The following is a 13755-nucleotide window of genomic DNA, read 5'->3' on the forward strand; positions in this document are numbered from 1 at the left end:
CTGCACTGTGGCCTGGGGGTTCGTCTCTGTCTGCCCGGTGAAGGTAAGTGGAGTGGTCTAGTCAGGTCAATGAGTGTGCGGGGGTTACCCGGTCCGGACCCGCAACGATCTCGGGCTTCCTCGTTCTTGTCTCCGCCAACGACCCCTACACGGGCGTGACGACCTCATGCGGGTTCTCCCACTCCTCGCGGAGCATTCCAAAGAGCACGCGGTCGTACCGCTCACCCTGCACCAGCACGGCCGACCGGCGGCGGCCTTCCTCGCGGAAGCCCAGCCTGGTGAAGGCGCGCACGGCGCGCTCGTTGCCGCTCCAGGTGTCCAGCTCAAGCCGGTTCAGGCAGTACGCGCCGAACAGGTGGTCCACGAGCAGCCGCAGCGCGTCGCTGCCGTGGCCGCGGCCCCAGAACTCCCGCTCGCCGATGGTGACTCCGAGTGTGGCCACTCCGGTGTAGGGGTCGAGATCCCGGTAGTCGACCATGCCTATCACCGTCCCGCCCGCCAGCTCCTCGACCGTGAACACGGCTGACTCCCTGGGCACCAGCCGCAGCATGGTGTCGAAGCCGATCTGGATCGCTTCCGCCGTGACCGGGCCGAACAAGGGGTCTCCGCCTGCAGCCCAGCGCACCACCTCTGAGTCATTGCGCCACCGGAAGTGGTGTTCGGAGTCTTCCGAGCGCAATGCGCGCAGTCGTACCAGTTTTCCTGTGAACATCGCGCAACCCTAATCGATCGGGGGCTCACCCAGGACTGGCTCTCCGATGCCGATGCCGATGCCGATGTCGGCTTTCCGGCTTCCCGCGACGCCCACGAACAGCACCGCCTCCGGCTTCGAACGTAGTGCCCTGACAGAGAGATTCCGCCCAGTGGCGTGACAACCGGAGATCGCCGAATGTGTGCGACGCTACGGGGCGATGACCGGGGCGTCGGGGGAGGGACTCGCATGCCGGAGCAGGGAATCACCGTCGGGCAGTTGCTGCTCGCCGAGTACCAGACGGTCAAGGACGAGCAGAAGGCGCGGATCGGGTTCCGGGACAACCTGCTGTACGTGACGCTCGGGGTGGTGGCCGCCGTCATCGCGGCTGCGGCGCAGGCGAAGCAGCCGTCGATGCTGCTCGCGTTGCCGCCGGTGTGTGTCGTGCTCGGGTGGACGTATCTGGTCAACGACGAGAAGATCTCGGCGATCGGGCTCTACGTGCGGGACGAGTTGGGCCCGAGGCTCGCTCAACTGGCTTCTCGGGACGGGGATTTCAGTACCTTCGGCTGGGAGGCGTACCACCGGACCGACGTTCGGCGACGGACCCGCAAGACGATCCAGGCCGTGATCGACCTGACCGCGTTCTGCGCGGTGCCGCTGGCCGCGCTGGTGGTGTTCTGGGCGGGCGGGGACGGGGGCGGGGCGCTGGTCGGGTTGTCGGTGCTGGAGGCGATGGTCGTGGTGGGGCTCGGGGTGCAGGTCCTGCTGTACATGAGGCCGGTCAGACCGACGCAGACTCCCCTCTGACGACTCGGTGCCGTGGTGAAGTCGAACCGCGCGGCGACGATGCGGGATCACCGCCTCGGGGCCACCGAGGTCTTCACCCGCGCTGCCGCCCCCACCGATAAACCAACTCCGGCCTCCCCACCTGCCCGTACAACGGGCTCCGCCCCGCCTGCCCCGCCTCCACCAGGTGCTCCAGATACCGCCGGGCCGTGATCCGGGAGATCCCCACGCTCTCCGCCAGCGCCGCCGCGGTCAGCCCCTCCTCCGACTCGCGCAGCGCGACCGTCACCCGTTCCAGCGTCGGCGCGCTCAACCCCTTCGGGAGTGCCGCGGGCGAAGGCGCCCGTAGCGCCGCCAGGGCCCGGTCCACCTCGTCCTGGCCGCTGGCCTCGCCCGCCGCCGCCCGGAACTCCGCGTACCGGGTCAGCCGGTCGCGGAGGGTCGCGAAGGTGAACGGCTTCAGGACGTACTGGACCACGCCCAGCGAGACGCCCTCCCGGACCACCGCCAGGTCCCGGGCCGACGTCACCGCTATGACGTCCGCCTGATGCCCCGCCGCCCGCAGCGACCGCGCGAACTGCAGGCCGTGTACGTCCGGCAGGTGCAGGTCCAGCAGGAGCAGGTCCACCGGCGTACGGTCCAGGATCCGCCGCGCCTCCGCCCCCGTGTGCGCCTTGCCCACCGCCACGAACCCCGGCACCCGGCCCACGTACATGACATGCGCGTCCGCGGCCACCGGGTCGTCCTCGACGACCAGGACTCTGATCGGCTCCCCGGTCATCCGGCCCCGCCTCCCGTCACCGACGCCCGCAACGGCAGCCGTACCTCGAACACCGCTCCGCCCTCCGGGGCCTCCGTCACCGTCAGGGTGCCGTCCAGTCGTACGACCGCCTGCCGTACCAGGGCCAGCCCCAGCCCCCGTCCGCCCGGTCCCGCCGGCTTCGTCGAGAAGCCGCGTTGGAAGACCAGCTCGGCGTGGGCGGGGTCGACCCCCGCGCCCGTGTCCGTCACCCGCATCACCAACTCGGCGTCCTCCGCGTACGCGGTCACCGTCACGCGGGCCCGTACCGTCCCCTGGGCCGCGTCCACCGCGTTGTCGATCAGGTTGCCGAGGATGGTGACCAGATCGCGCGCCGACAGGCTCTCCGGTAGCAAACCGTCATCCAGCCGGCTCTCGTCCGAGACCACCAGCTCCACGCCCCGCTCGTTCGCCTGCGCGGTCTTGCCCAGCAGCAGGGCGGCGAGGACCGGTTCGCTGACCGCGGCCACCACCTGGTCGGTCAGCGCCTGAGCCAGCTCCAGCTCCGCCGTCGCGAAGTCCACCGCCTCCTCCGCCCGGCCCAGTTCGATGAGCGACACCACCGTGTGCAGGCGGTTCGCCGCCTCGTGCGCCTGCGAGCGCAGCGCCTGCGTGAAGCCTCGTTCCGAGTCCAGCTCGCCCATCAGGGACTGGAGTTCGGTGACATCCCGGAGGGTGACCACGGTGCCGCGCCGCTCGCCGCCCGACACCGGGGACGTGTTCACCACCAGGACCCGGTCCGCCGTCAGGTGCACCTCGTCCACCCGGGGCTCGGAGGCCAGCAGTGCACCGGTCAGCGGTGCCGGCAGGCCCAGCTCCGCCACCGACCGCCCGACCACGTCCCCCTCGGCGCCCACCCCCAGCAGCTCCCGCCCCCCGTCGTTGATCAGCGCCACCCGGTACTGGCCGTCCAGCATCAGCAACCCCTCGCGCACCGCGTGCAGCGCCGCCTGGTGGTAGTCGTGCATGTGGCTCAGCTCGGCGGCGTTCATGCCGTGGGTGTGGCGGCGCAGGCGCGCGTTGATGACGTACGTGCCCAGCGCGCCCAGCAGCAGCGCGCTCGCCGCCACCCCGAGCAGCGCCGTCACCTGTTCCTGGACCCGCTGGCTGATCGCCTCCACCTTGATGCCGGCGCTCACCAGGCCGATCACCCGGCCGTTCTCCTCCACCGGGGTCACCGTGCGCACGGAGGCGCCGAGGGTGCCCTTGTAGGTCTCGCTGTAGGTGTGGCCCTGCTGGGCCGCCTCGATGTGGCCGAGGTAGTGCTTGCCGATCTGGTTCCGGTCGGGGTGGGTCCAGCGGATGCCGTCCGGCGTCATGATCGTGATGAAGTCGACCTCGGTGTCGCGCATCACCTGAAGGGCGTACGGCTGGAGCTCGGCCGTGGGGTTCGCGGTGTGGATCGCCGCGCGGACGGAGGGGGCGTCGGCGACCGACCGGGCCACCGCCGTCGCCTGCCGGGTCGCCGCCTCCTCCGCCTGGTGGCGGTCGCTGACGTACGTGAACAGCGCGTAACCGGCGACCACGACCGCTATCAGCACGGCCTGCATGGCGAACAGCTGGCCGGCCAGGCTGCGGGGGCGGGGAGCGGACGGAAAACGCATGTCAGCAGTGTGCCCCCCGGGTTACGTGCGAACTAAATGAACGGAAGGGTGACCGCCCTCACAGAACGGGAGATAGTCACGGCATCCCCCACATCGCCCGGACGTGAGCCGCACGCCGGTGGTACCGACGAAGACGTCAAGGAGGGCAGCCGTGGCCGCAGCCAGCACCCCCGATACGGCACCTGCCGCACCCGCTGTGAAGCGGGACCGCACCCATTACCTGTACATCGCCGTGATCGCCGCGGTGGCCCTCGGCATCGTCGTGGGGCTCGTCTGGCCCGACGCCGGCGTCGAGCTGAAGCCGCTCGGGACCGGCTTCGTCAACCTGATCAAGATGATGATCTCGCCGATCATCTTCTGCACGATCGTGCTCGGGATCGGGTCCGTACGAAAGGCCGCGAAGGTCGGTGCCGTCGGTGGCATCGCGCTCGGCTACTTCCTGGTGATGTCGCTGGTCGCGCTCACCATCGGCCTCGTCGTCGGCAACATCCTGCACCCCGGTGACGGGCTGCACATCACCAACGCCCTCAAGGCCACCGGGCACGCCCAGGTGGACTCCGAGGCGCTCGGCGGTGTCGACTTCGTACTGTCGATCATCCCGACCACGTTCGTCTCCGCCTTCACCGAGGGCCAGGTGCTGCAGACGCTGCTGATCGCGCTGCTCGCCGGGTTCGCGCTGCAGGCCATGGGTTCGGCCGGACAGCCGGTGCTGCGTGGTGTCGAGCACATCCAGCGGCTCGTCTTCCGCATCCTCGGCATGATCATGTGGGCCGCGCCGATCGGTGCGTTCGGTGCCATCGCGGCCGTCGTCGGGTCCGCCGGGATCGACGCGCTCAAGAGCCTCGCCGTGCTGATGCTCGGCTTCTACGTCACCTGTGTGCTCTTCGTCTTCGTGGTGCTGGGCACGGTGCTGCGGCTCGTCACCGGGCTCAACATCTTCCTGCTGTTCAAGTACCTCGCCCGCGAGTTCCTGCTGATCCTCTCCACCTCCTCCTCCGAGTCCGCGCTGCCGCGGCTCATCGCGAAGATGGAGCACCTGGGGATCAGCAAGCCGGTCGTCGGTATCACCGTCCCGACCGGGTACTCCTTCAACCTCGACGGCACCATGATCTACATGACCATGGCGTCGCTGTACATCGCGGACGCCCTCGGTACGCCGATGTCGGTCGGCGAGCAGATTCCGCTGCTGCTCTTCCTGCTGCTGGCCTCGAAGGGCGCGGCGGGTGTCAGCGGCGCCGGTCTCGCCACGCTGGCCGGCGGTCTGCAGTCGCACAAGCCCGCGCTGGTGGACGGGGTCGGTCTGATCGTCGGCATCGACCGGTTCATGAGCGAGGCCCGTGCGCTGACCAACTTCGCCGGCAACGCGGTCGCGACCGTCCTGATCGGCACCTGGACCAAGGAGATCGACAAGGCGCGGGTGCGGCAGGTGCTGGCGGGGGAGCTGCCGTTCGACGAGAAGACGCTGCTGGATGAAGGGGAGCCGGTGGTTTCGCCGGACCTTCCCGAGCAGCGGGAGGAGCTGGCGAAGGCGTAGTGCGCCGTCGTCGGGTGCGGGTGGGAGTGGGGGCTGGTCGCGCAGTTCCTCCCCCAGCCTTCGGCCGGGGTACCCGGCGCCCCTTAGGGGGCGCCACGCAAGCTGCCGGACGTCCGGCTCGGCCTGAACCCGGGCCGGCCGTCCGGCCATCGTTCTCCGGGCGGCCGGGAACTCCCCCCGTTGCCCAGCCGCCCGGTCCACCCCCTCGGTGCCGCCTGTCGGCCGTATCCACTAACGTGCCGTTCCTGCCCAACGGGAACGGCACGTCGGTATATGGAGGCACGGGGGATGGCGATCGACTGGGACCGTCGGCACTGCGCACGCAAGGGGCATGTGACCTATGCCCCGGACGATCCGAGGCTGCGGGTGCGGCTGCACGCGCAGACCGCGGTCGGGGAGACCTGGCGGTGTCTGCGGTGCGGCGACTTCGTGCTCGGCGAGCCGCACGGCTCGGGACCGGCGGCGGAAGCCCCGCTGGTGCCGCGCGGGAAGGTGCTGCGGGACCTGTTCATCCTGCGCTTCCTGGCGATCGAGCGGGCCGTGCGCGGGGTGTTCATCGTGCTGGTCGCGGTCGCGGTGTGGAAGTTCAGCAACAGCCAGGACGCGGTGCGCAGGCTCTTCAACGAGTACCTGGACACGTTCCGGCCGGTCTTCAGGCACTTCCACTACGACCTCGACCATTCGCCGGTCGTCGGGTCCATCCAGAAGGCCTTCGGTTACAAGCACTCCACGCTGCTGCTGGTGGCCGGACTGCTGCTGGCGTACGCGCTGATCGAACTCGTCGAGGCGGTCGGGCTCTGGTACGCCAAGCGGTGGGCCGAGTATCTGACGGTCGTCGCCACCGCCGCCTTCCTGCCGCTGGAGATCTGGGAACTCACCGAGAAGGTCAGCTACCTGAAGATCGCGACCCTGGTGCTGAACATCCTCGCCGTGCTCTACATCGCCCTCGCCAAGCGGCTGTTCGGGCTGCGCGGCGGGCGCAGGGCCTTCGACGAGGAGCGGCAGAGCGCCTCGCTGCTGGAGGTCGAGGAGTCCGCGGGGGTCGAGCCGAGCTTGCCTTGACGTCGGCGTCAGGTCCTACGGTCGTAGGCATGCGAATCGGCGAGCTGGCCGCACGGGCCGGGACCACCACGCGGGCCCTTCGGTACTACGAGGCGCGCGGGCTGCTGCCCGCGCGGCGGGCCGGGAACGGGCATCGGACCTACGACGAGAACGATCTGCGGCTGCTCACGCAGATCCGGACGCTGCAGGACGTCGGGTTCGAGCTGGAGGAGACCCGGCCGTTCGTGGAGTGCCTGCGGGCCGGGCACCCGGAGGGCGACACCTGTCCGGCGTCGCTCGCGGTCTACCGGCGCAAGCTGGCGGAGCTGGACTCGCTGATCGGCGAGTTGCAGGCCGTGCGGGCACAGGTCGGCGCCCGGCTGGAGCGGGCCGAGCGGGCGCGATGGGGGTCCCCCCGCTCGGGCGAGGCCGAGAGTGGGGGAGTGCTGGCCGTCGAGGCGCTGGTTCCGGGGGGTCCGGAGCCGACCTGTGAACTGGGAGGGACCGGACGATGATCAAGGCGGCTGGTGTGGCCGAGGTGACGGACGCGGACTTCGCGGCGGAGGTGATCGGGGCGGAGTTGCCGGTGCTGGTGGAGTTCACCGCCGACTGGTGCCCGCCGTGCCGGCAGATGGGCCCGGTGCTCACGGCCCTCGCGGCGGAGGAGGGCGAGCGGCTGAAGGTGGTGCAGCTGGACGTGGACACCAATCCGGAGACGACGAACGCGTACAAGGTGCTGTCGATGCCGACGTTCATGGTGTTCCGGGACGGTGAGCCGGTGCGGTCGATGGTGGGCGCCCGGCCCAGGCGGCGGCTGATGGAGGAGCTGTCGGACGCACTGCCCGACGTGCTGCGCTGAACCGGCCGGTAATACGAAGAATCCCCCGGACAATTGCGTCCGGGGGATTTCCTTGCGTATATTCAAGAGTTCGCGACTTCAGGTCGAGGCGAAGTCGAGGAAGTCGCGGAGAAGTTCAGTGGGCACAGTATATCCGGGCTGGAGTGGAATTGTCAAACACCGAATTTCCGGACGATGAATTGCGCCAGGAGCAGGAATTCATCGACGGACTGTACGCGCGGGTGGACGCCCTGCGCGGCGACACCGAGGACTCGGTCGCGGACGCCCTCGCCCTCGGCGACAAGCCGATGCAGGCCCGCCTGGAGCGGGACATCCTGGTCGCCGAGCGCTCCGGGCTGCTCGCCGCGCTGAACGCCGTGGACGGCTCGCTGTGCTTCGGCCGCATCGACCTGACCTCCGGTACGAAGCACCACATCGGGCGGATCGGGCTGCGGCTGGACGACGCCGAGCGCACCCCGGTCCTCGTCGACTGGCGTGCCGAGGTCGCCCGCCCCTTCTACCTGGCCACCGGCCACACCCCGATGGGCCTGCGGCGCCGCCGGCACATCGCCACCGACGGCCGCCGGGTCGCCGCCCTGCACGACGAGATCCTGGACCTCGGCGACCGGGAGCGCACCGGCCACGAGGACCCGTCGGGCGACGCGGTGCTGCTCGCCGCGCTCAACTCGGCCCGCACCGGCCGGATGACCGACATCGTGCAGACCATCCAGGCCGAGCAGGACGAGATCATCCGGGCGCCCTACCGCGGGGTCCTGGTGGTCGAGGGCGGCCCGGGCACGGGAAAGACGGCGGTCGCGCTGCACCGCGCCGCCTTCCTCCTCTACGAGTACCGGGAACTGCTCGCCAAGCGGGCCGTCCTGATCGTCGGCCCGAACCCCGCCTTCCTCGGCTACATCGGCGAGGTGCTGCCCTCGTTGGGCGAGACGGGTGTGCTGCTGGCGACGGTCGGCGAGCTGTTCCCCGGCGTGAAGGCGACGGCCGCGGACACCCCCGAGGCGGCCGCCGTGAAGGGCCGCGCCGACATGGCCGACGTGCTCGCCGCCGTCGTACGCGACCGGCAGGCGCTGCCCGACCCCGTCCTCACCGTCGAGCACGACCGCGAGGTGCTGATGCTCGACGACGGCCTGGTGAACATGGCCCGCGAACGCACCCGCGCCGCCCGGCTCCCGCACAACGTGGCCCGTGAGCACTTCGAGGGCCACATCCTCAACACCCTCACCGACCTCTACGCCGAACGCGTGGGCACCGACCCCTTCGACGGCAGCAGCCTGCTCGACCCCTCCGACATCACCCAGATCCGCGACGAACTCGCCGAGAACCCCGAGGTCTGGTCCGCCATCGACCAGCTGTGGCCGCGGCTGACCCCGCAGCGTCTGGTCGCCGACTTCCTCGCCGGACCCGAGGGATACCTGAGCGACGAGGACGCGGCCGCGGTCCGCCGCCCGGTGACCCGGACCTGGACGGTCTCGGACGTGCCCCTCCTCGACGAGGCGGCGGAGCTCCTCGGCGTGGACGAGCGGGTCGCGCGGGCCCGCGCCGAGCGGGAGCGCGAGACCCAGATCGCCTACGCCCAGGGCGTCCTCGACGTCTCCTACGCCTCCCGCACCTACGAGTTCGACGACAAGGAGGACAGCGACCCCGAGGCCTCCGAGGTGCTGTCCGCGCACGACATCATCGACGCCGAGCGGTTCGCCGAGCGCCAGGAGGAGGAGGACTTCCGCAGCGCGGCCGAGCGGGCCGCGGCCGACCGTACCTGGGCGTTCGGGCACATCATCGTGGACGAGGCGCAGGAGCTGTCGCCGATGGCCTGGCGCCTGCTGATGCGCCGCAGCCCGACCCGGTCCATGACCCTGGTCGGCGACCCGGCCCAGACCGCGGAGGCGGCCGGCGTCGGCTCGTGGGCGGACATCCTCCAGCCCTACGTGGAGGACCGCTGGGAGCACACCCGCCTCGGCGTCAACTACCGCACCCCGTCCGAGATCATGGACCTCGCGGCGGCCGTGGTCCGCGCCGAGCACCCGGACTTCGAGCCCCCGAGCTCGGTCCGCTCGACGGGCGTACGGCCGTGGATCCGGCAGGCGTACGACGACCTCCCGGGCGCCGTCGGGAAGGCGGTCGCCGAACTCACCCCGGCGGAGGGCCGCCTGGCCGTGATCGCCCCGCGCGACCTGCACCGCACCCTCGCCGCCCGCCTGGACGGCGTCACGGCCGGCACCGACCCCGACCTGACGCGGACCGTCGTCCTGCTCGACGCGCGCCAGGCCAAGGGGCTCGAATTCGACTCCGTCCTGGTGGTGGAACCGGACCGCTACGGCACCAGCGACCTGTACGTGGCCCTGACCCGGGCCACCCAGCGGCTGGGGGTGCTGCACACCGGCGGCCTGCCGGAGGGGCTCAGGCAGGCCGCAGCCACACCGTAGCCAGCGGCGGCAGGGTCAGCCGGATGCTCGCGGGGCGGCCGTGGCTGCCCTGGGGCTCCGGTTTGACCGGGTCGGGGTTGGTGACGTCGCTGCCGCCGTAGCGGGCCAGGTCGGTGTTGAGGGTCTCGTGCCAGGCGGGGACCTCCTCCGGGACGCCCAGGCGGTAGTCGCGGACCACGGGGGAGAGGTTGGAGACGGCGAGGAGCGGCGTGCCCTCGGCGTCCAGGCGGAGGAACGCGAAGACGTTGTCCTCCGCCGCGTCCCCCACGATCCACTGGAAACCGGCGGGTGCCGTGTCCCGCTGCCACAGGGCCGGGGTCGCCCGGTACACCGAGTTGAGGTCGCGGACCAGGTCCCGTACGCCCCGGTGGTCGGCCGCCGCGCCGTACTCCGGGTCGAGCAGCCACCAGTCCGGGCCGTGCGCCTCCGACCACTCCGAGCCCTGCGCGAACTCCTGCCCCATGAAGAGCAACTGCTTGCCCGGGTGGGCCCACATGAAGGCCAGATACGCGCGGTCGTCGGCGCGCTGCTGCCACCAGTCGCCGGGCATCTTGGAGACGAGCGAGCGCTTGCCGTGCACGACCTCGTCGTGGGAGATGGGCAGGACGTAGTTCTCGCTGTACGCGTACACCATCGAGAAGGTCATCTCGTGGTGGTGGTACCTGCGGTGGACGGGCTCGTGGGACATGTACTCCAGCGAGTCGTGCATCCAGCCCATGTTCCACTTCAGGCCGAAGCCGAGACCACCGCTGTCCGTGGGGCGGGTCACGCCCTCCCAGGCCGTCGACTCCTCGGCGATCGTGACCACGCCCGGGGACCGGCGGTAGACGGTCGCGTTCATCTCCTGGAGGAACGCCACCGCGTCCAGGTTCTCTCGGCCGCCGTGCTCGTTCGGCGTCCACTGGCCCGGCTCGCGCGAGTAGTCGAGGTAGAGCATCGAGGCGACCGCGTCCACGCGCAGGCCGTCGATGTGGAACTCCTCGCACCAGTACACGGCGTTCGCCACCAGGAAGTTGCGCACCTCGCGACGGCCGAAGTCGAACTCCAGGGTGCCCCAGTCGGGATGCGCGGCCCGCAGCGGATCCGCGTGCTCGTACAGCGGGCGGCCGTCGAACTCCGCGAGCGCCCAGTCGTCCCGCGGGAAGTGCGCCGGCACCCAGTCCATCAGGACGCCGATGCCCGCCCGGTGCAGGGCGTCGACCAGGAACTTGAAGTCGTCGGGGGTGCCGAGCCGGGAGGTCGGCGCGTAGAAGCCGGTGACCTGGTAGCCCCAGGAGCCGCCGAAGGGGTGCTCGGCGACCGGCATCAGCTCCACGTGCGTGAAGCCCAGGTCGCCGACGTAGGCGGGCAGTTCCTCGGCCAGCTGCCGGTAATTCAGGCCGGGGCGCCAGGACGGCAGGTGCACCTCGTACACCGAGAACGGCGCCTCGTGCACGGGGGTGTCGCCGCGGTGCGCCATCCACTCCGCGTCGGACCACTCGTGGCGGGACGCGTGGACGATCGACGACGTGTTCGGCGGCACCTCGGTACGCCGGGCCATCGGATCCGCCCGCAGCGTCCGGGAGCCGTCCGGACGGGTGATCTCGAACTTGTACAGCTCGCCCTCGCCGATGCCCGGCAGGAACAGCTCCCAGATCCCCGAGGAGCCGAGCGAGCGCATCGGGAACCCGGTCCCGTCCCAGAAGTTGAAACCGCCGGCCACCCGCACACCCCGCGCGTTCGGCGCCCACACCGTGAACCGGGTGCCCGGCACGCCCTGGTGGACGGCCGGATGCGCGCCGAGCGCCTCCCACAGCCGCTCGTGCCGGCCCTCGCCGATCAGGTGCAGGTCCAGGTCGCCGAGGGCGGGCAGGAAGCGGTACGCGTCCTCCGTCTCCTGGACCGTCCCGTCGTACTCCACCAGCAGCCGGTAGACCGGCACGTCGGAGAGGGGGAGCAGGCCGGAGAAGAAGCCTTCGCCGTCGTCGTGCAGTTCGGCCCGCAGAGCACTGCCCGCGACGGCCGTCACCGTGCGGGCGTACGGGCGGAACGCGCGGACGGCGATCCCGCCCGGGACCGGATGCGCGCCCAGCACCGAGTGCGGGTCGTGGTGGGTGCCGTGCAGCAGCCGCTCACGGTCGCCGGCGGCTACGGACACGGGGTTCTTGGAGGTCACGGACGCGTCTCCCGGGGATCAGGTCGGGTCGGGGGTGGCCAGGCGGTGCACGGCCGACAGCGGGACGGGCAGCCAGTCGGGGCGGTGCCGGGCCTCGTAGACGACCTCGTAGACGGCCTTGTCGGTCTCGTAGGCCCGCAGCAGGACGGGGTCGGTGCGCGGGTCGGCGCCGGTGATCTCGGCGTAGCCGGCACAGTAGGCGGCCCGGCACCCGCGCGCCCAGTCGGGGGCCGCGGGGGTCACCGAGTGGGCCGCGTAGTCGAAGGAGCGCAGCATCCCGGCGATGTCCCGCACCGGCGGCTGCGGCATCCGGCGCTCCGCCAGCGGGCGGGCCGGCTCCCCCTCGAAGTCGATCAGCGACCACTGACCGGACGGCGCCCGCAGGCACTGCCCCAGGTGCAGGTCGCCGTGGACCCGCTGGGCGGTCCAGGTGTGGCCCTCGGCGGCCAGGTCCGCCAGCGCGGTGTAGGCGGACCGCAGCCCGTCCTCGTACGGCCGCAGCGCGGGCACCGCCTGCACGGCCGCTGCCAGCCGCTCGGTCATGCCCGCGACCTGCGACTCCAGTTGCCTGTGCCCGAGGGTGGCGGTCGGCAGCGCCCGGGACAGCGCCGTGTGCACCTCGGCGGTGGCCCGCCCCAGCGCCCGCGCCTCGGCCGTGAAGTCCCCGCCCTTGGCCAGCTCGCGCAGGGCCAGCTCCCAGCCGTCGGTGGCGCCGCGCACGAAGGGCTGGAGGACGCCCAGCACATAGGGTTCCCCGCCCAGCTCCGCCCGCAGCCAGGCCGTCGGGGCGGGCACCCGGGCGCAGCCCTCGCGGGCCAGGGCCAGGGGTATCTCCAGGTCGGGGTTGACACCGGGCACGACCCGGCGCAACAGCTTCAGGATGAACGTATCTCCGTAGACGACCGAGGAGTTGGACTGCTCGCCGGTCAGCAGCCGGGCCACCAGGCCCTCGCGTATCTCCCGGCCCGGCTCGCGCTCGAAGCGCAGATCGCCGATGCGGGCCCGGCTGCGCAGGGCCTCCAGGAGGAGCTCGGCGGGCCGGGGGTCGTACAGGGCGTCGTAGACCGTGTGCCCGGCCAGCGGGCCGTCGGCCAGGTGTCCGATCAGCGCGGGCGCCAGCCGGGGTGGCAGCGCCTCGCGCACGCCTATGAGGAGCTGGTAGCAGTCGCCGGCCTCGGCGGGGGCGGGCGGCTGGTGGGCGCGGACCAGCAGGTGGTGCAGGCCCAGCCGGCCGTCCGAGGGCAGGAGTTCGGTCTCGGCCACCGGGGAGAAGCCGGTGACCGGGGATCCCTTGCCGGCGAACCAGCGCTGCCGGGGCAGCCACTCGCGCAGCAGGGGGTCGAGCGAGGCGAGGAGAGCGGGAGTGGAGGGGCTGACCGTTTCCGCCATGGCGGTACGTCCTTTCCCCGGTCGTCGGGGGCGTTAGTGATGCGTGCCCCGGGCGGGCCGGAGGAAACCAACCGCCGCCGCCCGGGGTGGACTGTGTCTGAGCGCTCCGCTGGGTGTGCGGTTCTTCGGCTGCGGGCCGGTGGGGGCCGGTCGCGCCCACGCGGCGGCAGCCGCATGTCCGATACCGCCTCGCGCCCCTTACGGGGTGCTCACCACCAGGTCCGCCGGCTAGGCCGTCTCCGCGCGCAGCCGGAACCAGTAGAAGCCGTGCCCGGCCAGGGTGAGCAGGTACGGCAGTTCGCCGACCGCCGGGAAGCGCACCCCGCCGAACAGCTCCACCGGGTGCCGGCCGTTGAAGCGCCTGAGGTCCAGTTCCGTCGGCTGGGCGAAGCGGGAGAAGTTGTGCACGCAGAGGACCAGGTCGTCCTCGTACTCGCGCAGGAACGCGATCACCGCCGGGTTGGAGGACTGCAG

The 13755-nt window shown here is 71.4% G+C and carries 12 protein-coding genes; 6 read left to right on the top strand and 6 right to left on the bottom strand.

What is annotated here, in order from left to right:
* Positions 1–145 precede the first annotated feature (145 nt).
* Complete coding sequence (locus ACFY6U_RS46390; RefSeq protein WP_390048331.1) at positions 146–712, bottom strand: GNAT family N-acetyltransferase; 567 nt, start codon at positions 710–712, stop codon at positions 146–148.
* Positions 713–940: 228 nt separating this feature from the next.
* On the opposite strand from ACFY6U_RS46390, the gene ACFY6U_RS46395 reads away from it, so the two are divergent.
* Positions 941–1501 (top strand): hypothetical protein, encoded by a 561-nt coding sequence (locus ACFY6U_RS46395; RefSeq protein WP_390048333.1) that lies wholly within the window; start codon positions 941–943, stop codon positions 1499–1501.
* A gap of 73 nt (positions 1502–1574) precedes the next feature.
* Here ACFY6U_RS46395 and ACFY6U_RS46400 read toward each other — a convergent pair whose 3' ends face one another.
* Positions 1575–2261, bottom strand: a complete 687-nt coding sequence (locus tag ACFY6U_RS46400) for a response regulator (RefSeq protein WP_390048334.1) — start codon at positions 2259–2261, stop codon at positions 1575–1577.
* The gene (locus tag ACFY6U_RS46405; RefSeq protein ID WP_390048336.1) at positions 2258–3883 is read right to left on the bottom strand and encodes an ATP-binding protein; all 1626 of its coding nucleotides are present in this window, start codon (positions 3881–3883) and stop codon (positions 2258–2260) included. The genes ACFY6U_RS46400 and ACFY6U_RS46405 overlap by 4 nt, the downstream gene beginning before the upstream one ends.
* 151 nt (positions 3884–4034) lie before the next feature.
* Between ACFY6U_RS46405 and ACFY6U_RS46410 the strand changes: the two genes are divergently transcribed.
* From ACFY6U_RS46410 to ACFY6U_RS46430, 5 genes are all read left to right on the top strand, one after another.
* On the top strand, positions 4035–5417 hold the full coding sequence (locus ACFY6U_RS46410) for a cation:dicarboxylate symporter family transporter (protein ID WP_390048338.1): 1383 nt from the start codon (positions 4035–4037) through the stop codon (positions 5415–5417).
* 288 nt (positions 5418–5705) lie between these two features.
* The gene (locus ACFY6U_RS46415) at positions 5706–6479 is read left to right on the top strand and encodes a DUF2127 domain-containing protein (RefSeq protein WP_351494436.1); all 774 of its coding nucleotides are present in this window, start codon (positions 5706–5708) and stop codon (positions 6477–6479) included.
* A 29-nt stretch (positions 6480–6508) separates the two neighbouring features.
* Positions 6509–6973, top strand: a complete 465-nt coding sequence (locus tag ACFY6U_RS46420) for a MerR family transcriptional regulator (RefSeq protein ID WP_390048340.1) — start codon at positions 6509–6511, stop codon at positions 6971–6973.
* Entirely contained in the window at positions 6970–7317 is a 348-nt protein-coding gene (locus ACFY6U_RS46425; RefSeq protein WP_390048342.1) for a thioredoxin family protein, read from the top strand. The genes ACFY6U_RS46420 and ACFY6U_RS46425 overlap by 4 nt, the downstream gene beginning before the upstream one ends.
* 149 nt (positions 7318–7466) lie before the next feature.
* On the top strand, positions 7467–9737 hold the full coding sequence (locus tag ACFY6U_RS46430; protein ID WP_390048344.1) for a HelD family protein: 2271 nt from the start codon (positions 7467–7469) through the stop codon (positions 9735–9737).
* On the opposite strand, the gene glgB is transcribed toward ACFY6U_RS46430, so the two are convergent.
* The 3 genes from glgB to ACFY6U_RS46445 form a co-directional block, all read right to left on the bottom strand.
* Positions 9712–11892, bottom strand: a complete 2181-nt coding sequence (gene glgB, locus ACFY6U_RS46435) for a 1,4-alpha-glucan branching enzyme (RefSeq protein WP_390048345.1) — start codon at positions 11890–11892, stop codon at positions 9712–9714. The two genes, ACFY6U_RS46430 and glgB, sit on opposite strands and share 26 nt — an antisense overlap.
* 18 nt (positions 11893–11910) lie before the next feature.
* Positions 11911–13281: a maltokinase gene (locus ACFY6U_RS46440; protein WP_390048347.1), complete on the bottom strand. Its 1371-nt coding sequence runs from the start codon at positions 13279–13281 to the stop codon at positions 11911–11913.
* Positions 13282–13509: 228 nt separating this feature from the next.
* On the bottom strand, positions 13510–13755 hold a 246-nt coding region (locus ACFY6U_RS46445; protein ID WP_390048348.1), incomplete at its 5' end, for an alpha-glucosidase C-terminal domain-containing protein.

It is taken from the genome of Streptomyces sp. NPDC013157 (assembly GCF_042899865.1).
GTDB lineage: Bacteria > Actinomycetota > Actinomycetes > Streptomycetales > Streptomycetaceae > Streptomyces.

Excerpts from the sequence above, each read along its gene's own strand:
- ACFY6U_RS46395 (WP_390048333.1), top strand. The coding sequence starts at position 941 with ATGCCGGAGCAGGGAATCACCGTCGGGCAGTTGCTGCTCGCCGAGTAC.
- ACFY6U_RS46415 (WP_351494436.1), top strand. The coding sequence starts at position 5,706 with ATGGCGATCGACTGGGACCGTCGGCACTGCGCACGCAAGGGGCATGTG.
- ACFY6U_RS46440 (WP_390048347.1), bottom strand. The coding sequence starts at position 13,281 with ATGGCGGAAACGGTCAGCCCCTCCACTCCCGCTCTCCTCGCCTCGCTC.
- ACFY6U_RS46405 (WP_390048336.1), bottom strand. The coding sequence starts at position 3,883 with ATGCGTTTTCCGTCCGCTCCCCGCCCCCGCAGCCTGGCCGGCCAGCTG.
- ACFY6U_RS46420 (WP_390048340.1), top strand. The coding sequence starts at position 6,509 with ATGCGAATCGGCGAGCTGGCCGCACGGGCCGGGACCACCACGCGGGCC.
- ACFY6U_RS46400 (WP_390048334.1), bottom strand. The coding sequence starts at position 2,261 with ATGACCGGGGAGCCGATCAGAGTCCTGGTCGTCGAGGACGACCCGGTG.
- ACFY6U_RS46425 (WP_390048342.1), top strand. The coding sequence starts at position 6,970 with ATGATCAAGGCGGCTGGTGTGGCCGAGGTGACGGACGCGGACTTCGCG.
- ACFY6U_RS46390 (WP_390048331.1), bottom strand. The coding sequence starts at position 712 with ATGTTCACAGGAAAACTGGTACGACTGCGCGCATTGCGCTCGGAAGAC.